Genomic DNA, 15,231 nt, shown 5'->3' on the forward strand with positions numbered 1-15,231 from the left:
GATCAGTATTAAATCTATTAGCTAAATAGTTGTTAATTTATGATGCAAGGCCGGTGGCCAATTTTAAGGATTGTACAATAGCATTAGGTGCAAGCTTTAACTTAAACTTGTTGTACTCATAAGCTTTAGCTCCCTGCATGGCAATTTGCGCTGCATGCTTAAAATTATCTTCATTAACAGCTTTACCTTTTAAAAATGTTTCGGCAGTGGATAAACGCCATGGCTTATGTGCTACCCCACCCATCGCCAACCTTGCGCCTGTAATGGTATTATTTTCGATATGCAAGGCAGCAGCCACCGAAACCAGGGCAAAGGCATATGATGTACGGTCGCGGATTTTTAAATAGTAAACGTGTTTGTTATAAGCAGATGATGCTGTGGGCAGATCAACTGAAGTGATCAGCTCACCTTTTTGCAGGGTATTATCAAGTTCGGGATGGTCGCCTGGCAAGCGGTGAAAATCACCAATCTTAATGGCTCTCGGGCCTTTTACACCCGTTACGTGGATGGTGGCATCCAATGCGGCCAGCGCCACATTCATATCACTGGGGTTAACGGCAATACATTTATCGCTGGCGCCAAAAAGGGCATGCATGCGATTAATCCCCTCCAACGCTCCACAACCGCTTCCGGGTGTACGTTTATTGCAAGGCATGGCAGTATCAAAAAAATAAGGACAGCGGGTGCGCTGCATAAGATTGCCCCCAACGGTAGCCATATTGCGCAGCTGCGGCGAAGCACCGGCATTGATAGCCAGCGCCAGCAACGGGTATTGCGCCTTTATATAAGCGTGCTCAGCAACCTCACTATTGGAGGCTAAAGCGCCGATGTGCATACCTGTGGCCGTTTTTTCTATCTTTTTAAGCGGGAGGCGGTTAATATCAATCAACTTATCCGGTACTACCAATCCCATCTTCATCATATCAACCAAATTGGTTCCGCCTGCCAAAAAGTAACCGTTTGGTTCTTTTGCCAATGATTTAACGGCGACAGCCGTTTCGGCTGGTCGTGTGTATTGAAACTGGTTCATACCATACCTCCTTTAACTTCCTGAATAGCCTTAACAATATTGGGATAAGCGCCGCAACGGCAAATATTGCCGCTCATAAACTCCCTGATCTCTGTTTCAGAACCGGAATGGCCTTCTTTAAGCAAAGCCACAGCCGACATGATCTGTCCCGATGTGCAATATCCGCATTGAAAACCATCATGCTTAATAAAAGCCTCCTGCATAGGGTGCAGCTCTTCCTCTTTGGCAAGGCCTTCAATAGTGGTTATCTTTTTACCATCATTTGTTAATGCAAGACTTAGGCATGAGTTAACGCGTACGCCATTTACATGCACCGTACAAGCGCCGCACTGGCCGCGGTCGCAACCCTTTTTGGTACCCGTAAGGTCGAGGTATTCGCGCAGCACTTCCAGCAAGGTCACGCGCGGTTCAACCATCAATTCATGTTTTACACCGTTCACCTCCAGGTGCAGGGCTTGCTTTTCAAAAACGCCGGCAAGTTTCTCATCCCATTGGTTTTCGGCCGCTTTAACTACAGTACCCGGTGTTAAGGCAATGGCCGTTAACAGCGATGTTTGCTTAAGAAAATCACGGCGCGTTCCGTTTGAATTGTCTTCGCCGTCGGTTGGAGTGCAGGGCTTTGTTGTAGACATATACAGCGATTTATAATTACACCAAGATAGCACTTTTAATATCAATAACTCCGTAACAAATTTGTTTTGAACAATGAAAAATCCAATTATTCAATCGCTGCGCTTTTAATATTTCTTCTAACAAAAGTTTAGGGCTAACTTTAAGCAAATACTTCACAATGAAAATGATCCCACTTTTTAAATGCCGGGACTTACACCAGGCCGTTGGTTTTTACACTAACGTGCTTGATTTCAGGCTCAAATACCCAGAAGCCACCGCTGACGACGGCGTTATTGACCTAATAAGCGAATTTGGAGAGCTGCAGTTATCAGTATATGAAAGCGACCACTTATTTGGTTCGGTGGTAAATGTTTGGGTTAATGATATGGATAGCCGGTTTACATATTACCTATCCCGCGGGTTGGATACCTCAGTTAAAAAAGAATCGCCCGTTCACCAGGGACCAACCGACCAAACCTGGGGAACGCGCGAGTTTTATGTTACGGATACTGACGGCAATACTTTACGGTTTTGCCAGCGGCAACGGTAGATATTTATTGAATTACCCTAATCCCGGCTGGGGCATTAATCACCGATTTCACTTTACCATCAGCCTGCTTAACATGTTTAATTTTCACAATACCATATGGCGTTGGATAAGTACCTTCGACAAAGCTCAGATCGCCCAAATGGGGTTCAATCTTAATTACCTTACAACCCGGCGCTATTACCTTTACACCCAATACATACTCGGTTAACCACGGTGTTGGCCCTGATGCCCAGCCATGCGAAAGGCTATGCCTGAAACCTTTATAACAATAAGCGCCATAATCACCATGGATATCTTTTTTACCATCGGGCACCAACTCATCTATCCGCGAAGCGTTGGGCAGCCAGTCGATATTAAAATCTTCCCAAAAAGTAGTAGCGCCAAGGTTCAGCATCGGTCCCCAAAAGTTACGGATAGCATCAATGCCACCCTGGTAGTCGCCGGCTTTGGCTTTGGTCAACAGCATATAATAACCAAAAAACGTTGAGTAATTGTGTACTCCATCTTTAGAAAGAATATCGTTTGCTTTTTCGGCAGGGAGTAAACCCGATAAGCCCAATAAGGCTGCTGCCTGTTTTGAACCGCTGGCATCCGGCACATTATTTTTTAGTTTAGCAACCGCGGCTTCGCATTTTTTGGCGGTGGCCGGATCTTTCAATATTTTGCAGAGCTCGGCACCGGCATTCAGGGTCATCACCAGCATGGCCTGTAAGCCGGCATGAATAGCAGGTTTATTTTCGCTCGATGGCCAGTCTAAAAACCGACCGGCACCGTCCAGCTTTTCGCTGCCGTTTGCATCAACCTGTACAGCGTACTGATCCAGCAACTTTACCAGGTAAGCTTTCTGCTGCTGCAGATATTTCAAATTACCGGTATGCATATACCAATCGCGTTGGATCAGGATCCACCACATGGAATAGGATACCATCCCGTTCATGTAGCCCGGCAAAGGGGTAGTGTTCCGTGCCAGATCAAGGCTCTTTGACACCACCGGATTATCGCCAAATACAGCGGCAATGGTTGATGTTTCGGGATGCATATCACCTACCCAAACCAGCTTATCGCGCTTGATTCCGTCCCAAAGATAATCCTGCATGTTAAGATGGACGGTGTACGCACCGGTAAGCCAGATTTTGTTAAGCAACGTATCACTGCATTTAAATGAGCCGAGGTAAGGGATATCGCGGTAAACAAAAATGGCCCTTGCTTCTTTCAGCTTAAGTTGACTGTTATCATCCACCAAATCTATCCGTACAAAACGAAAACCGGTGTTGCCGATTTCCAGCTTACCCAACCATGGCAGGGACACGATCATGTCGCGCATAGCGTGGTCGTTAGTAGCGCCTTTTATGGTATCGATATCTGACATAGCTTCGCTCGCCGATTCGCCAAAACGGATACGCACCCTCACCGGCTTGCCACCCCTCGACTGATCGGTTACCAATTGCAAACCGCCGTGCAATTCCTTACCAAAATCAAGCAATAAACCGGGCTTTCCCTTTTCATTACTTTGAAGAATGCACAAGTCATTACCTGAAAGATTGGCTTGTCCATCACCTTGCTTCAGCAGTTTTTCGGCATTGATAATATTGGTAGCGGCATCAGCCGATTTCCAAAGGATGCGGATCGGAGAAAGATATTTCCTCACCGTTTCTGTCGATTGCGCTTCGGCAGATCGCTTAGCATCAAAAACCGGAGGAAGCTTTTGGGCCTTGCAAATAAAACAGATGATAGTCAATATGAGTATACCGATGATTTTCTTCATGTGAAAATACCTTTTTGCCTACTTTTATAATTTCCCTCTGAAGAAGGTACACAATGGAAAATGCCACAGCAAAGGTGTATTTCGCACTGCTTTATTAGTTGCCCGGTTAAACATAGTCTTTTTCATCGATTCAAGTTCGTTAACCGCGCTTTCTTTGAAGATATTACCGAAGACTAAATACCAAATGATACAGATTTATCGTAAAAGCTGGTAAGTTTATAATTAAACAATACTAACGCTTTCATCATGATCTGGCATCCTGTACTATCTTTTTTAATACATTATATTATCGATTGTATTTAACGCTCTCCTCTGGAGATCTTACTTCAGGAACAAGTAAAAAATGTGCCGAAGGTGCAAAAGGTTTGCATGGCAATAGGATTATCATCTGCAACTAAACTCACCATGAGCAGGCCGAATAATATTGCAGACATAATCATTTTACGTTCCGCTCACGGTCTTCCGTTTGCATCCGGAAGACCATATGAGCCGAAAAGTGTAATTTAAACGGGGATCTTATCTGAAATGTGACCTCAGCATCCAGGCCATGCCTTCATGTGTTTCCATAAGGCCGGTAATAAAATCACTGGTACCGGCATCATTGTACTTGCTAACAAAAGGATCGATATTACCGCGGATAAACTCGATGATGCTTTCATGGTCTTCAAGCAATTCTTTCAAAAAACCAAGGCTATCATTTTTATGATCAAGTTTTTCGGTTAAATGGGTAAGTTGTAATAATTGGGTTAAAGTAGCAGGCGCGTAATGGCCTATCTTACGGATGCGTTCGGCCACGCTGTCCATAATTTCATCAAGCTCGTTGTATTGCTGTTCAAAAAACACATGCATTGAATGAAAGTCGGGACCTTCAATATTCCAGTGGGCATTACGGGTTTTGGTGTACAGTACAAATTCGTCGGCTAATAATTTGGCTAACTGATCTGAAACGACCTGGCGGTCGGCTTCGTTAATTCCGATGTTTGTTTTCATGATATATGTAATTTGTGATTGCTATTTCTTGTTATAACTTATTCATATTGGGGCGAATGCTTACACATGCTGAACTGTGTTTTTACTGGGCCAATATAACGTAAATGCGGTTACCTCAAAGTAAAAAATAAACAGTGCATGATGATCATGGTATGTGTATGACAAATCCCAACCAATAGATGACAGTACAGGCGTGATAAACACCATCGCCCCGCAGATTATGACTTTCATGCTATGTAGTTTTTTTGGAAGTGTCATCATACAATTTAGTCAGTACCACATTTACAACTGCATCAAATTAGTGAAGCGGGCAACGGCAATCATCAACGCTCTTTTCAGGTAGAGATCTATCAGGACAGGATCATTTCAATATGGTCGATACCATCTTCATCATAAATTTCACCATCAATTTTAAAGCCCGACTGTTCATAAAACTTGACAGCATAGTACTGTGCCCCTATCCGGATAGGCACATCCCCATAGATCTTTTTAGTTTGATCGATAGCGGCCTGGGTTAGTATTTTACCTACACCTGTACCGCGTACTTTTTTGCTGCTAACTATACGCCCAATTGATGCTTCGGCATATGATTTACCCGCGGGTACAATACGGGCATAAGCCACCAGTTCCTGATCATCATCAAACAATAACAGATGGTGGCAAGCGTAGTCTTTATCATCGGTGTCTAAAAACACACAATTTTGTTCAACTACAAATACCTCGCTCCTGAGCTTTAGTAATTGGTACAACTCGGTAACGGTTAAATCGTTAAAAGCTTTGCAAATTTGAGTGTAGTTCATGGTGTTTGATTTTTCTCTCGCAAAGGCGCAAAGTTTTTTTGCCGATTTGCTTGTGTCGCTAAAGTAAATATTTCTGAGAAAAGCAGAAAGTATGGCCAGTTACTTAAAAAAAGTCATACCGAACTTGTTTTGGGAATGCACAGAACAAGCCATCTGTTAAACATCCATCAACTTAGCATGTGGGCGCCTAAATAAAAGTGATGCCCAGTTGCTATATAAACTGCCACTTGTAATAAAGAGGCATTACCTTATCCCGTTGAAATCACATTTTTTTCAACAATCCCTTATTGCAACCTGGTAAAAAATTATTTTCGCAGCCTGATAAATTAATCATTCTATTACCCAACATGTCTGCATCTCATTCCCTGTCGCCGGTACAGGTCGATCTTGTACGAATTGTTTCAAAATATGTGTTGCTTGAAGAAAGCCGGAGAAATTTAAAAGGCCGCTGCCCTTTCCATAAAGACCAGGCAACCTCCCTGATGGTATCGCCCGAAAAAAATATTTTTCAATGCTTTGGCTGCGGTAAAGGCGGCGGCCCTGTTGAATTTGTAATGGCCATTGAACACAAAACCCGCGAAGAGGCAATTCAAATGATTGCGGGAACTAATTAGGGAAAACTTAATACAGCTTTTTAACCGCCTTCATCCACTCCCGGGCAATAAGTTCATGCCCTGCCGGCATGGGATGAACACCATCCCAGATCCAATGCTCAGCTTTGGCTTTTTGCAAGGCCTTATTAAACACATCCTGCAAAGGCACAAAAATGGCGTTAAATTTTGAAGCAAGTGAGTTAACCATAACCTGTCGTTTTTGAACTTCAGTTGTCCATAGCTCCGGGTTCTTGCTTACCATACCAACTGGTAAAATAAAAGGCTCTAACATGATCAGCTTAACGTCGGGTAACGCAGCTTTGGTTTGTGTTAACATCCTATCATAAGCATTGGCGAAATCTTTGGCGGTTGCTTTATCGCCCTGCATAATTACCCTGTGCACATCGTTAATGCCTATCAGTATGCTTAATACATCGGGCTTAATATCCAACGTATCCTTTTGCCAGCGTGCTGCAAGGTCATTTACGGTATTCCCGCTAATGCCCCTGTTAAAAAATTGGTAATCACGGCCGGGATAGTCAAAATTAATGCGGGCGGTTATCAGGTAAGCATAGCCCTGCCCGTAAACATGGTTCCAGTCTTTATCATAACTACGACCGCCATCGGTTATCGAATCACCTTGAAACAGGAAGGTTTTGCCTACGCCATCATCGGGAAGATATTTATCATCTGTGCCAGATGCTGATGCCAATCCTGGTGCTGCCACCACCGCGGCTCCGGCCAGCGATGCTTTCTTTAAAAAATCTCTCCTGCTGTTACTCATAAGCTGCTTACTAACTGGTATGATTTGCCTTTTTCTGTATTGATCACCAACTCATACCCCTCTTTTATTTTAACAGGAGTAACACTTAAACCTTTAACTGTCAGTTTAGATTTAGATAAAACACGACAGGTGCCTCCTGCTTTTGATAAAATATCGGCGGTCACAACCTTGCCCGCTGCCCATTTCATGTCAACTACAAATGCGCCCCTTGCTACCAAACCTTTAATTTCACCATTTGCCCAGGCATCGGGCAATGCAGGTAGCAGGTGTACATTACCGTTCTGGCTTTGCAGCAGCATTTCGGCCAAACCAGAGGTGCCACCAAAATTTCCATCAATCTGGAACGGCGGATGGGCATCAAACATATTTGGATAGAGGCCCCCACCCTCGCTGTAGTTGTATCCACTTTCGCCGGTTAAGCGCAGCAGATCGCGGTAAAGTTTGTAGGCATGGTTGCCATCTCTCAACCGGGCCCAAAGGTTTACTTTCCAGGCCAGGCTCCAGCCGGTGCTTTCATCACCGCGTAACTCTAACGATCTTTTAGCCGCGGCTGCCAACTCAGGATTTGTAGCTATCGAAATTTCATTAGCCGGGTAAACCGAATATAAATGCGATACATGGCGGTGATGCGGGTCAGGCGATTCCTGGTCTTTGTACCATTCCTGCAATTGGCCTTTACTGCCTATCTGATACGGGATCAGTTTAGCTTTTTTGGCGATAAGCGAATCCCTGAAAGCTGCATCAACGCCCAGTACCTTAGTTGCTGCTATCAGGTTATCAAACAGATCGCGGATGATGCCCATATCCATTGTAGTAGAAACAGAAACATCCCCGGTTTTACCCTCAGCATAAATAAAATCATTTTCGGGCGACATAGACGGTGCAGTTACCAAATGGCCCTGACCATCGGGCACTAACCAATCAAAAGTAAATTCGGCGGCGCCTTTCATTAAAGGGTAAGCTGTATTTTTTAAAAACGCTTTATCGCCGGTATATAAATAGTGCTCCCAAAGATGACGGGTTAGCCAGTCGCCACCCATTGCCCAGTTTGCCCATTTAGGGTCGCCATGACCAAGGTCGCCTACGGGGTTAGCCAAAGCCCAGATATCTGTATTATGGTGGGTTACCCAGCCCTTAGCATGGTAGAAATCTTTAGCAACACCAGCGCCCGTTTCCGACAATCCTTTGATCAGCTCAAATAAAGGCTGGTGCATTTCAGACAGGTTACAATCCTCTGCCATCCAGTAGTTCATTTGCACGTTGATGTTGCTGGTATAGTTTGAGCTCCATGGTGCACGTAATTCTTTATTCCAGATGCCCTGAAGGTTAGCAGGAACGCCCGGTGTTCTGGAGCTGCTTATCAACAGGTAACGGCCATATTGAAAATATAAAGCTTCAATGCCAGGATCAGTACCATGATTCTTATTGTAAAGCGCAAGTCGTTCATCAGTAGGCAATTCGGCATGACTGCCCTTGTTATCGTTAATTTTAAGGCTTACCCTGTTAAAAAAACGATGATAATCGGTCAGGTGGGCGGCGAGCAACTGTGCATAAGGTTTGGCAGCAGCTTTATCAAGGTATTTGGCCGCAACCTTTTCGTCGCCATCAGGGCATTGGTTGTATGCTTTAAAACTGGTGGCTGCGGTAACATACAGCGTTAAACTTGATGCCCCTTTTACGGTGATCCCGCTTGTATCGGCAGTTATTTTACCATCACTGCTTACGGCCTTTGCCAACACCTCATAACGCATACCCCGGCACTTATCATCATCGGCATAAACTATGGGATTTTTTGAATCAACATAGCTTGGCTCAACATGTGCTGGGGCCTTGCCGCTTAATTGTAGTATATTTTTATTCAGCACCTCTTTTTGAAACCTGAGCTGGCTGTTAGTATTTATTTTAAGATTTAACTGTTTAGGCTTATCGGCAGTAAACCGGATCACGATCACCTTATCGGGTGCCGAAGCAAAAATCTCGCGTTTATAGTTTACACCGCCAATCGTATATTTTGTTGTGGCAACAGCATTACCGATATTCAGGTCGCGGTAATAGTTTGCACTGTTAACTCCATTATATGATTGTTTGATATGCAAATCGGCCATAGGCAGATAGCTTTCAGAGTACAAACCCTGCATCTTTTTTGTCAGTTCATGCGCCTTTTGATAATCGCCTTTAAATAATGCCTCCCTCACTTGGGCCAAATACTGAAATGCACCGGGATTTACATTTTGCTTCACCGGCCCACCCGACCATAAAGTTGATTCATTGAGCTGCAGCAATTCATCATTAACCCCTCCAAAAACCATGGCACCCAACCGGCCGTTGCCTATGGGCAAGGCTTCCGTCCATACCTTTGCGGGTTGTTTATACCATAAAGTATTGTTTTGGGCGTTTGCGTTAAACGCAACCAGTTGCATGCATAGTGGTAAAACTGCAGACAGGAGTGCTGCTTTCAGAGCTTGGTTCATAAAATAGGTTACAATTGTTTTTACAAGTATAACAACGGGATATCTATAAAAAATAATGCTTATTGGCATTTTTATATCCAAAACGGTTAGTGCTCAATAAAAAAACCCGCTTTGCGGGCGGGCTCTCATCAGTTAGTAGTTAGTTATTGTGTAATTATCTTCTTTCGTTATAAACCTGGAACTCGGCTATTGATACCTGGTGATCGGCCTTATCTATCGAGATCCGTACTTTACCAGCCCATACCCTGTCAAAACGATGAACTTTAATCTTGTTAGCATTCTCACCGTCAAACAATGGCTTCCAGCTTCCGTTAAGGTAATATTCTAAACGGTAATGTGAAATATTCGGCTTTTCTTCGGCAATAACAATGGTATTCAGGGCCTGGTCTTTCTTAAAGTCGATCTCGTACCATGGATTCTTAACTGTTGGGTTTGATACCCATGAACTATGAAAATCATCATCGTTCGCAAAATCCATAATGGCCGAATCATCGCTCCAGCTTGAACTTGCCGGTTGATTTTTAGCAATATTTGATGAGATGATAGGCGCATCCAGTTGAGAGAGTTTAGCAAGCGGACCTTCGTTTTTCCAAAGCTTGCCGATCTCCTTAAGCGCGGCAAGGGCGTTATCGTCAAACAAGCCATCGCGATTAGGCGCTACATTCAGGATAAAATTGCAGTCAACGTTGTTCAACGGTTTCAGGATATCATTAACCAACTTGGCAGGTTCTTTAACCTGGGCTGCCGGGTGCTTTGTTTCCCAAAACCAGGTTGACTGCAGCGGTAAACAGGCAATGGCCGGCATGCGGTTATCTTTAGTTGATACACGTTGCCCTGCACCCATTTCATAAGTTTTGATATCGGTATAATACATGCCCTCGGCGGGGTATTTGGCTCCGTTAAGGTCCATTACGAGGCAGTTTGGCTGTAATGATTTTACCAGTGTGTAGATCTCTTCAAACGGAACATCATCATACGAGATCCTGGACCATGGGGCATCCCATCCGTCAATGATCAATGCAGAAACCTCGCCGTATTTGGTCATCAGTTCTGTGATCTGTGCTTTTACCATTTCAATATGCTTTGGCGTGATCATGTTTGGCCTTAACCTGTGATGGGTATCCAGAATAGAATAATACAGGAACACTTTTAAACCGTTAGCCCTGAACGCATCGGCATATTCTTTAACCACATCCTTTTTCAGCGGACTGTTCATTACGTTATAATCGGTTGTTTTGGTATCCCAGATACAAAAACCGCTGTGATGTTTGGTAGTGATACAACCGTAAGTCATGTTGGCCGATTTTGCCGCCTTTGCCCATTGATCGCAATTGAGTTTTTTTGGATTGAAGATGGTTGGCAATGCTTCCGGATCGGCCCAGTCCTGATCCATATAGGTTGGGATGTTAAAGTGGATAAACATGCCAAAACGCAGGTCGACAAATTCCTGCTGAAGCTGGGCAAGCGGTTTTACAGGCTGCTGCGCTGTTTGTGCTTTTAGTGAGAGTGAAGCCGCACAAAAGGCTGCTAAGCATATAGCTCTTAATTTAAACATGATTGGGTTGTTGGTTAAATTGATAAAACGTTTTAACAATCGCAATATCACATTTAAATTTAATGTTTAGATTATCGAAAATTGACATTACATTCAGCTTATTTGGCGTGGCGAGGATAAAAACATATGCCGCCGCTCGGCTCCAGCCGAGTGGCGGCAGGTTGTTTCACTAAAACAAATCCGGATAATCCGTAATCACACCATCAACACCTAAACTTTTGAGTTGTTCTATTTCCTTTTTGGTATTTACTGTCCATGGTAGTACTTTAATCTTTGCATCATGGCATTTCTTTACCAGGTTGGCATCAACCAGTTTATAGTCCGGGCTGTAGATGAATGGGGTAAAGCCCAAATCGGCCATATTATCTTCAAACGTTTTTTTGTTTTCGATAAGATAGGAAGTACGTACATCAGGATATTTTTTGTGGATGATCTGTAGCGTGCGTCTATCAAATGACTGGATCACCACGTAAGGCAGGATTTTCTTTTCGATCAAAACAGCCATCAAACGCTCCGCGAATTCATCCGGGCTTGGATTATAAATACCATCCCCTTCTGGTGAGCATTTGGTTTCGATGTTGTAGAATACCGGCTTTTTATGATTTACCTTAATATAATTCTGAACCGAATCAATTAATTCAGACAGCAGCGGCATATAGGTTTTGATCTTCTGCTGGCGCGGAAACTTGCTGTACGGCTTTGAGCCTACATCATATTTTTTCAGATCCTCATATTTCATTTTATAGAGGATCAGGTTTTTTGCTTCCTCCTTGCTGATCTCCTTACCATCGGGCGTAAGCGAAAACAGCGGATTGATGTATTCATCATGCGATAAAACCACCTGCCCATCCGCGGTAACGTGCGTATCCATCTCCAGCGTGGTAACAACACCAAGATCAATGGCGTTTTTCATTGCCGGAATGGTGTTTTCGGGCCTCAGTCCCCTGCCGCCGCGATGCGCTTCGGCGCTGAATGAAGGAAAATCCGCGTTTTTAAATTCCATTTTTTTGACAACGGTAAAACCTGATAACAAGATAAGACTTATTCCGGCAACAATGTTCAATTTATTTTGCATCTAATTCGCTTGTATATTTATTCCCAAAACGATCCGTAGCCTCAACCCTAACCTTTTTAACCGACGGATCAAAGTGCGCCACAAACAGGTGCCCGGTTTCATGAGGTTCCACAAAATGACGGCCTGCAGGTAATTGATCGCCTTTATACAAACTTACTGATAAGGGGTCATATCCCTGTTCTTTTGTTAGGGCTCCCATTGGTTTGTCATCTAAATAATACACCACCTTCCATTGCGGGTCATAGTTCCAAACATTAGCAATCAGGCGCATCTGGTCGGTTAATTTTTCTGCATAAACACTGATCTGATTTTCGGCCGGTAACCCTGTAGATTTATAGTACCACTTTAATTCGGTGCCATTTACTGAGTACACACCATAACCTCGCGGGGTGCCATCAACGCATATGGGGCCTGTCCACCAGCCGCCGCATACGGTGCCATGATTATGTTCAAAAATGGCGTTGGTGATATTGTTATCATGGTAATGCGTGTGGCCCGACATGATGTGCACATTGCTGAAGCCATCCAGCACTTTATAAAAATCCTTATTATTCTTTACCTGGTTATACACAGGGATATGCAAGTTAATGATTAGCAATTCATCTTTCTTTACATATTGCAGATCTTTTGCCAGCCAGTTTAGCTGATCTTCGGTGATATAACCGTCATACTCGCGCTCAATGCCCAGGTAACGAACATTATCCAATACTACATAATGTGCTTTACCACGGTTAAAGGAATAATAAGTTGGCCCATAAATCTGCTTAAAAGTAACATCCGAGGTTTCGTCTCCGCCCATACGGTAATCCATATCATGGTTGCCTATAGCCTGGAAAAACGGGATCCCCATTTGCGCCACAGCCTCGTTATATGCAGGGAAAAGCTCATGGTTATCCCACACGATATCTCCTACGCAAATACCATGCACCAACGCATTTTTTCCCAACGATTTTATGGTAGCGATAGTGTCCGGAACCGACGTGTCCATCATCTGCTTAACATCCTTTTTGTTTTTCACCTGCGGATCGGCCCAGATAATGAAATGGTGATTACTGTCGTCAACTTTTAAGGGCTCCAGCTTAAAATCAAAATGCGAACTATCGCCTATGTTTTCGTAATGTTTGGCTACGTTATAGTCTGTTTTAAACTCGTACCCCGATGGCGTGCTCATGAAAATGCTTTTGGCTTTTTCATTTGGAGTAAGTTCGTAATTACCTTTGTCATCAGTAATAACTACCGAAAAACCGTCGGATATTATCACTCCTTTAATTCCTTTTTTGCCTGCGGTGACACGGCCTTTTACTGTATCCCCTTTTAATATTTGAGTAAGAGCATTGGCACGCAGCGAGATGAACGCGCCGCCGGTTATAAGGCCTACGCCCTGTAAAAATGATCTTCTGTTCATTTGATGATATTTTGACCTCACCTAAATCCTCTCCAAAGGAGAGGACTTTAACAGATGAAATTGTAAAGCCCTCTCTTTTGGAGAGGGGTTGGGGTAAGGTTTTAGTTCTGAATCGTTGTTACGCCAGTAGCTGTTTCAATAGCAGTAATTGGCGATGTTAGTGTAAGTGTAACGCTGGTCACTGTCCTGCCGGTTACCCACCTGCCGGTAAGTGCATCGTAAACGCCACCCAACTGGCAAAATAGGCCATCAGTTGGCAAGGTGAGCTTTGAGGTATTGGTACCACCGCCATAAAAGCCCTGGTCTGTACGGGTTACCGGGTTAATGGTACTATAGTAATCGGTATTGGTAATACGGTAACCAATTTCCGGCGGGCCAGCAGAGTACACGGTACCACCGCCACCATACATGATCACGTCCAGAGGGACACTTGAAGCCGTAACAGTTGTGCCGCTAAATACCGCTATACCCGCAACGTTACCACTGTTAGCTAACAGGTTAGTAGTTACGTTACCAAAATCAGCACCCGGTATTTCGGCATACATCGTGCTGTTGATCCAGTTTGATGAACTGATATCGGTTGAGCCTTTGCCCCAGATATTTTTGTTACCACCTACATAAAAGAACTGGCCTTTTTTAACTGTGCCTGATGTAAGGTTAAACTTGTAAGTTTTTGCCAAACCTTGCGCCCAGCCATTGGCAGGTGCCGGGTTGGTACCCGCGTTATTACAGGTTACCACGGCATAATTGGTTACCGAAAAATCGATATCCTTAATTGCCTTGAACTGAATATATTCATAATTACCATCGCTGCCCGAAGGATTTGTAAGGTATCCGGTTATAATAATCGGCGATGGCTTGGTTGCCGCAAGTGTAAACACATCATCAATAGTACGCGGCCAAAGCTGCAACCTGGTATCCGTACCAGATGTTACCGCAAACGGGATACCTGTAAAATTAGCGCTGAACGGCAATTCGGTACTTGCGAAAGCAGCGTTTGCCTCTGTATGCATGGTTATTTTGCCAAAACCATCATTAAGTGTTTTATCACCCGCGTAGGTTTCGCCCTGCTGCGGCTCCGGATCAGTAACCGCTTTGGCTATAGTAACCAGCGTGCCTTCATAAACGTCCGGCGAAGCCAGTAAAGTAGCTGACGGAACAGATTGTACTTTGATAGGTCTGTTATCGGCAACTTTACTTACTGATGTTTCAGTAAGACCTTTAACACGCATACTGCCATTTACTTTGGTAAGTGTAGCGCCATCAACTTGCACTATTACCGAATCGCCCGGAACATAATTTGCAGCTGCGCTGCCTATTTCAAGAGAAATACCTCGTACAGCATTGCGGCGGTTATTTTGTACCACCAATACGCCGGCCGGACTGTTACCTGCCGCCGCATTTGATATTACTACACCCACTATTTCCTTAGCCCCACCCATGTTGTTGCTGTTCAGCACAACATCCGAGCCTTTGTAAATAGCGCGAAGGTCAACAACTGCTATGATGGGGCTTAATGTACCTTCGGCATAGTTATTCTTTTTACATGAACTTATACCGGCGGCCATTGCAAGCACCAGTAATAAATATACTTTTTTCAT

General features: G+C 44.0%; 14 protein-coding genes. 2 read left to right on the top strand and 12 right to left on the bottom strand.

All coding sequences use genetic code 11. The annotated features are described in order from the left end of the window. Window positions 1-37 precede the first annotated feature (37 nt). Window positions 38-1,030: an FAD binding domain-containing protein gene (locus IEX80_RS10090; RefSeq protein ID WP_090532891.1), complete on the bottom strand. Its 993-nt coding sequence runs from the start codon at window positions 1,028-1,030 to the stop codon at window positions 38-40. Beyond that, entirely contained in the window at window positions 1,027-1,662 is a 636-nt protein-coding gene (locus tag IEX80_RS10095) for a (2Fe-2S)-binding protein (protein WP_090532893.1), read from the bottom strand. The genes IEX80_RS10090 and IEX80_RS10095 overlap by 4 nt, the downstream gene beginning before the upstream one ends. A 158-nt stretch (window positions 1,663-1,820) precedes the next feature. Here IEX80_RS10095 and IEX80_RS10100 point away from each other — a divergent pair, with 158 nt between their 5' ends. Further along, on the top strand, window positions 1,821-2,192 hold the full coding sequence (locus IEX80_RS10100; RefSeq protein WP_188832784.1) for a VOC family protein: 372 nt from the start codon (window positions 1,821-1,823) through the stop codon (window positions 2,190-2,192). Window positions 2,193-2,196: 4 nt separating this feature from the next. Here the strand turns inward: IEX80_RS10100 and IEX80_RS10105 are convergent, their stop codons facing one another. The 4 genes from IEX80_RS10105 to IEX80_RS10120 form a co-directional block, all read right to left on the bottom strand. Beyond that, window positions 2,197-3,957: an alpha-L-rhamnosidase-related protein gene (locus IEX80_RS10105; RefSeq protein WP_090532897.1), complete on the bottom strand. Its 1,761-nt coding sequence runs from the start codon at window positions 3,955-3,957 to the stop codon at window positions 2,197-2,199. Between the two features lie 516 nt (window positions 3,958-4,473). Further along, entirely contained in the window at window positions 4,474-4,947 is a 474-nt protein-coding gene (locus IEX80_RS10110) for a Dps family protein (protein ID WP_090532899.1), read from the bottom strand. Between the two features lie 60 nt (window positions 4,948-5,007). Next, window positions 5,008-5,178: a hypothetical protein gene (locus tag IEX80_RS10115; protein ID WP_175490077.1), complete on the bottom strand. Its 171-nt coding sequence runs from the start codon at window positions 5,176-5,178 to the stop codon at window positions 5,008-5,010. Between the two features lie 119 nt (window positions 5,179-5,297). Next, the gene (locus IEX80_RS10120; RefSeq protein WP_090532901.1) at window positions 5,298-5,747 is read right to left on the bottom strand and encodes a GNAT family N-acetyltransferase; all 450 of its coding nucleotides are present in this window, start codon (window positions 5,745-5,747) and stop codon (window positions 5,298-5,300) included. Window positions 5,748-6,094: 347 nt separating this feature from the next. Between IEX80_RS10120 and IEX80_RS10125 the strand changes: the two genes are divergently transcribed. Continuing rightward, complete coding sequence (locus tag IEX80_RS10125; protein ID WP_139160036.1) at window positions 6,095-6,361, top strand: CHC2 zinc finger domain-containing protein; 267 nt, start codon at window positions 6,095-6,097, stop codon at window positions 6,359-6,361. Window positions 6,362-6,368: 7 nt separating this feature from the next. Here IEX80_RS10125 and IEX80_RS10130 read toward each other — a convergent pair whose 3' ends face one another. The 6 genes from IEX80_RS10130 to IEX80_RS10155 form a co-directional block, all read right to left on the bottom strand. Continuing rightward, the gene (locus IEX80_RS10130; protein ID WP_090532904.1) at window positions 6,369-7,124 is read right to left on the bottom strand and encodes an SGNH/GDSL hydrolase family protein; all 756 of its coding nucleotides are present in this window, start codon (window positions 7,122-7,124) and stop codon (window positions 6,369-6,371) included. Further along, a complete protein-coding gene (locus IEX80_RS10135; protein WP_229701583.1) occupies window positions 7,121-9,595 on the bottom strand; it encodes a glycoside hydrolase family 95 protein in 2,475 nt (824 codons plus the stop codon). The genes IEX80_RS10130 and IEX80_RS10135 overlap by 4 nt, the downstream gene beginning before the upstream one ends. A gap of 154 nt (window positions 9,596-9,749) precedes the next feature. Further along, a complete protein-coding gene (locus tag IEX80_RS10140) occupies window positions 9,750-11,150 on the bottom strand; it encodes an alpha-L-fucosidase (protein WP_090533375.1) in 1,401 nt (466 codons plus the stop codon). A gap of 169 nt (window positions 11,151-11,319) precedes the next feature. Then, the gene (locus IEX80_RS10145; RefSeq protein ID WP_229701584.1) at window positions 11,320-12,153 is read right to left on the bottom strand and encodes a glycerophosphodiester phosphodiesterase; all 834 of its coding nucleotides are present in this window, start codon (window positions 12,151-12,153) and stop codon (window positions 11,320-11,322) included. Between the two features lie 61 nt (window positions 12,154-12,214). Further along, on the bottom strand, window positions 12,215-13,630 hold the full coding sequence (locus IEX80_RS10150; RefSeq protein WP_176627724.1) for a calcineurin-like phosphoesterase C-terminal domain-containing protein: 1,416 nt from the start codon (window positions 13,628-13,630) through the stop codon (window positions 12,215-12,217). 101 nt (window positions 13,631-13,731) lie between these two features. Then, a complete protein-coding gene (locus IEX80_RS10155) occupies window positions 13,732-15,231 on the bottom strand; it encodes a DUF5689 domain-containing protein (RefSeq protein ID WP_176627725.1) in 1,500 nt (499 codons plus the stop codon).

The sequence above is a fragment of the Mucilaginibacter rubeus genome (assembly GCF_014643835.1).
Classification (GTDB): domain Bacteria; phylum Bacteroidota; class Bacteroidia; order Sphingobacteriales; family Sphingobacteriaceae; genus Mucilaginibacter; species Mucilaginibacter rubeus.

Bases quoted from the DNA above. Each gene is read 5' to 3' on its own strand.
- IEX80_RS10090 (WP_090532891.1), bottom strand. From the start codon at position 1,030: ATGAACCAGTTTCAATACACACGACCAGCCGAAACGGCTGTCGCCGTT.
- IEX80_RS10095 (WP_090532893.1), bottom strand. From the start codon at position 1,662: ATGTCTACAACAAAGCCCTGCACTCCAACCGACGGCGAAGACAATTCA.
- IEX80_RS10100 (WP_188832784.1), top strand. From the start codon at position 1,821: ATGAAAATGATCCCACTTTTTAAATGCCGGGACTTACACCAGGCCGTT.
- IEX80_RS10105 (WP_090532897.1), bottom strand. From the start codon at position 3,957: ATGAAGAAAATCATCGGTATACTCATATTGACTATCATCTGTTTTATT.
- IEX80_RS10110 (WP_090532899.1), bottom strand. From the start codon at position 4,947: ATGAAAACAAACATCGGAATTAACGAAGCCGACCGCCAGGTCGTTTCA.
- IEX80_RS10115 (WP_175490077.1), bottom strand. From the start codon at position 5,178: ATGAAAGTCATAATCTGCGGGGCGATGGTGTTTATCACGCCTGTACTG.
- IEX80_RS10120 (WP_090532901.1), bottom strand. From the start codon at position 5,747: ATGAACTACACTCAAATTTGCAAAGCTTTTAACGATTTAACCGTTACC.
- IEX80_RS10125 (WP_139160036.1), top strand. From the start codon at position 6,095: ATGTCTGCATCTCATTCCCTGTCGCCGGTACAGGTCGATCTTGTACGA.
- IEX80_RS10130 (WP_090532904.1), bottom strand. From the start codon at position 7,124: ATGAGTAACAGCAGGAGAGATTTTTTAAAGAAAGCATCGCTGGCCGGA.
- IEX80_RS10135 (WP_229701583.1), bottom strand. From the start codon at position 9,595: ATGAACCAAGCTCTGAAAGCAGCACTCCTGTCTGCAGTTTTACCACTA.
- IEX80_RS10140 (WP_090533375.1), bottom strand. From the start codon at position 11,150: ATGTTTAAATTAAGAGCTATATGCTTAGCAGCCTTTTGTGCGGCTTCA.
- IEX80_RS10145 (WP_229701584.1), bottom strand. From the start codon at position 12,153: ATGGAATTTAAAAACGCGGATTTTCCTTCATTCAGCGCCGAAGCGCAT.
- IEX80_RS10150 (WP_176627724.1), bottom strand. From the start codon at position 13,630: ATGAACAGAAGATCATTTTTACAGGGCGTAGGCCTTATAACCGGCGGC.
- IEX80_RS10155 (WP_176627725.1), bottom strand. From the start codon at position 15,231: ATGAAAAAAGTATATTTATTACTGGTGCTTGCAATGGCCGCCGGTATA.